The organism is Actinomadura sp. CNU-125 (assembly GCF_001942465.1).
Taxonomy (GTDB): Bacteria; Actinomycetota; Actinomycetes; order Streptosporangiales; family Streptosporangiaceae; genus Spirillospora.
This window is the reverse complement of record NZ_MKJY01000395.1, coordinates 1-3658: the sequence shown is the minus strand read 5'-3', so window position 1 is coordinate 3658 and position 3658 is coordinate 1. Positions and strand designations below refer to the sequence as shown.

General features: G+C 72.6%; 2 protein-coding genes and 1 pseudogene. 1 reads left to right on the top strand and 2 read right to left on the bottom strand.

From position 1 onward, the window contains the following. The coding region (locus BJF79_RS56225) for a lytic transglycosylase domain-containing protein (protein WP_158079380.1) at window positions 1-605 on the top strand (605 nt) is incomplete at its 5' end. Window positions 606-621: 16 nt separating this feature from the next. Here BJF79_RS56225 and BJF79_RS34685 read toward each other — a convergent pair. Together BJF79_RS34685 and BJF79_RS34680 are read right to left on the bottom strand one after the other, a co-directional pair. After that, window positions 622-2009 (bottom strand): annotated as a pseudogene (locus BJF79_RS34685) (class II fumarate hydratase). Window positions 2010-2070: 61 nt separating this feature from the next. Next, on the bottom strand, window positions 2071-3369 hold the full coding sequence (locus BJF79_RS34680) for a serine/threonine-protein kinase (protein WP_075903790.1): 1299 nt from the start codon (window positions 3367-3369) through the stop codon (window positions 2071-2073). Window positions 3370-3658: the final 289 nt, after the last annotated feature.

The window sequence follows — 3658 nt, the reverse complement described above, 5'->3', positions numbered from 1 at the left end:
ACCGCGTTCGCGCTGACCGGCGACGGCGAGTCCACGGTCAACCGGCCCGGCCGCTGGCCGACGCCGCGGCGCCGACCCCGACCATCGCGCCGGAGGTCCTGGCGAAGCTCCGGCACGACAAGGCGCTCGAACGGGCCGCGCAGGAAGCCGAGCAGGACGGCGGCGAGAAGCTCGACCTGCAGGCCGTCGGCAAGCCGCTGCCCACCAAGAAGCCGACGCCGACGAAGACGCCCGAGAAGGACGACGACGACGGCGGGAGCAGCGGCGGCGGCAGTGCGAAGGTCTCCGACCCGGTTCCGGCGGGCGAGGCGCAGGCGATCGCCAAGGCGATGCTGCCCGACTTCGGGTTCGACGGCGACGGGCAGTTCGGCTGCCTCGTCAAGCTGTGGGACAAGGAGAGCAGCTGGAACGTCCACGCCGACAACCCGTACTCCGACGCGTACGGCATCCCGCAGGCCAACCCCGGCTCCAAGATGTCCAGCGCCGGACCCGACTGGCAGAACAACGCCAACACCCAGATCAAGTGGGGCCTCGGCTACATCAAGGACCGCTACGACACCCCCTGCGGCGCCTGGAACAACTTCCTGGACAACGGCTCGTACTGACGCGGACGGGCGCCCGTCAGCGGGCGCCCGTCATCTTCAGGACGTCCAGCGCCGCGTCGAGCTGCTCCAGCGTCAGCCGTCCGGCGTCGACATGGCCCCGCTCCAGCACCACCTCGCGGATCGTCCGGCGCTCCGCCAGAGCCTGCTTGGCGACCTTCGCCGCCTCCTCGTAGCCGAGGTAGCGGTTCAGCGGCGTCACGATCGACGGCGACGACTCGGCGTACTCGCGCATCCGCTCGGCGTCCGCCTCGATCCCCGCGACGCACCGGTCCGCGAGCAGCCGCGACGCGTTCGCCAGCAGGCTGATCGACTCCAGCACGTTCCGCGCGAGCATCGGCAGCATCACGTTCAGCTCGAAGTTCCCGGACGCGCCGCCGAACGCGACCGCCGCGTCGTTCCCGATCACCTGCGCCGCGACCTGCGTCACCGCCTCCGGGATCACCGGGTTCACCTTGCCCGGCATGATCGACGACCCGGGCTGCAGGTCCGGCAGCCGGATCTCCGCGAGCCCCGCCCGCGGCCCCGACCCCATCCAGCGCAGATCGTTCGCGATCTTGGTGAGGCTCACCGCGATCGTCCGCAGCGCCCCGCTCGCCTCCACCAGGCCGTCCCGCGCGCCCTGCGCCTCGAAATGGTCGCGCGCCTCGGTCAGCGGCAGCCCGGTCGCCCGCGCGATCTCCGCGATCACCCGCGCCGCGAAGCCGTCCGGCGTGTTGATCCCGGTGCCCACCGCCGTCCCGCCGAGCGGCAGCTCCGCCAGCCGCGGCAGCACGGCCTCCAGCCGCTCCACGCCGTGGTTCACCTGCGCCGCGTACCCGCCGAACTCCTGGCCGAGCGTGACCGGCGTCGCGTCCATCAGATGCGTGCGGCCCGACTTCACCACGGTCGCGAACTCCCGCGACTTCGCGTGCAGCGCGTCCCGCAGATGCCGCAGCGCGGGCACCAGATCGTCCACGACGGCCCCGGTGGCCGCGATGTGGATCGAGGACGGGAACACGTCGTTCGACGACTGTGACGCGTTCACGTGGTCGTTGGGATGCACCGGACGCCCCAGCCGCTCCTCCGCGAGCGTCGCCACCACCTCGTTGGCGTTCATGTTCGACGACGTGCCGGACCCCGTCTGGAACACGTCGATGGGGAACTGGTCGTCCCACTTCCCCGCCGCGACCTCACCCGCCGCGTCGGCGATCGCCGCCGCCACGTCCGCGTCCAGCACGCCCAGCTCGGCGTTCACCACCGCGGCCGCCGCCTTGATCCGGCCGAGCGCGGCGATGTGCGCGGGCTCCAGCGTCCGTCCCGAGATCGGGAAGTTCTCCACCGCCCGCTGCGTCTGCGCCCGCCACCTGGCCGAGGCCGAACCCGCACCTCGCCCATGGAGTCGTGCTCGATCCGATGCTCGGACATCCGCGACACCTCCAGCCGGGGTCCTTCCCCGCTCCACTCGGGACAGCCGCCCGGAGGGCGATCACATTCCCGGAGCGGGGATCAGCCCCCGATGGTCCTCGTCACGGTGTAGTTCTTGCGCTCGCCCGGCGAACCGCCCGCCTCGTGCCGTCCGTTCACCCACACCTCGCAGGCCGCCGAGTCGTAGATCACCGCGTTGAGCCGCTGCTGGTCGTACTTGCGCGCCTCGCCCCGGCCGAGCGTCTCGTCGGCGAGCACCTGCATCGCCTCGCCCGGCACCGACACGAAGATCTTGCAGGCGTCGTTCTTGGCCCGCACGACCAGCGTGCTGGACGCGACGCCGCCCGGGCGCCCGCGCCTCGTTCGCCGCCGCGCTCGCGGTGGACGGCGGCGGCGTGGCGGAGGGCGTCGACGGCCCTTCCCGCATCATCCCGACGACCAGCGCCGTCGCGCCCACGCCGCAGGACGGGACGGTCGCCGCGACGAGCGCGGCCACGACCGTCAGCCGGTGCCGCGGCGTCGCCGGGCGCCGTCCCGACCGCGGCCCCGACAGCGCCCGCTCCAGCCGGTCCGCCGCCCGCGCGTGGCTGAGCCGCCGCGTCGGGTTCTTCTCCAGCAGCCCGGTGATCACGGGCCCGAGCGTCCCCGCGTTCGCCGGCACCTGCGCCGACTCGTTCGCCAGCGCGCTGAGCGTCGCCATCACGTTGTCGCGTTCGAACGGCGGACGGCCCTCCAGCGCCGCGTACAGCGTCGCGCCCAGCGACCACAGGTCCGACCTCGGCGTGGCCTTCTCCCCGGCGGCGACCTCGGGCGCCACGTACGCGGGCGAACCCATGAAATGCCCCGTCTTGGTCAGGCTCGCCGACCCCGACGAGAACGCCAGCCCGAAGTCGGTCAGCACCACCCGGTCGCCGTCCAGCAGGACGTTGCTCGGCTTCAGATCGCGGTGCACGATCCCCGCCCGGTGGGCGATGCCGAGCGCGTCCAGCAGCTTGCGGCCGATGTGCCCGACCCGGTCGGGCGGCAGCGGCCCGGACCGTTCGATGAGCTCCTCGAGGCTCGGCGCCTCGATCAGCTCCATCACGATCCACGGCCGCCCCTGCTCGATGACGACGTCGTACACCTCGACGATCGACGGCGTGCGCAACTGCGCGGGCGCCCGCGCCTCGCGCAGCGTCCGGCGGTAGAAGACGACCCGGTCGTCCTCGGAGAGGTCCTCGGGGAGCCGCAGCTCCTTGATCGCGACGGCGCGGTCGAGGAGCTCGTCGTGGCCTCTCCACACGGTGCCGTTGGCACCTTGGCCTATTTCCGAGACCAGCCGATAGCGCGTCGCGAGAACGAGGCGCTCAGACTGAGACATGGGCGAAAAGATACCGGAGTGGCCATCCGGTCATCCGGCAGTCTGCCGACGAAGCTGGATTTGGGGTCGATACCGTGACCTATCAACCCGAATTCCCCACCCCCGAACCCCCGACGACAGGCACGCCGACGCCACCCCCGCCCGAGCGGCGGAAGACTGCGCCGACCCGGTCGCCCCGGGCCGGCCATACTCCCCAGGCGGCGGGGAGCGTGGCCGGGCTGACCCGACCTCCCGGGGGGCGGAGTGCTCTTCCGGGTGGCGGGGCTGCCCCGACCCGGCCTCCCTGGGC

Bases quoted from the DNA above. Each gene is read 5' to 3' on its own strand.
- BJF79_RS34680 (WP_075903790.1), bottom strand. From the start codon at position 3,369: ATGTCTCAGTCTGAGCGCCTCGTTCTCGCGACGCGCTATCGGCTGGTC.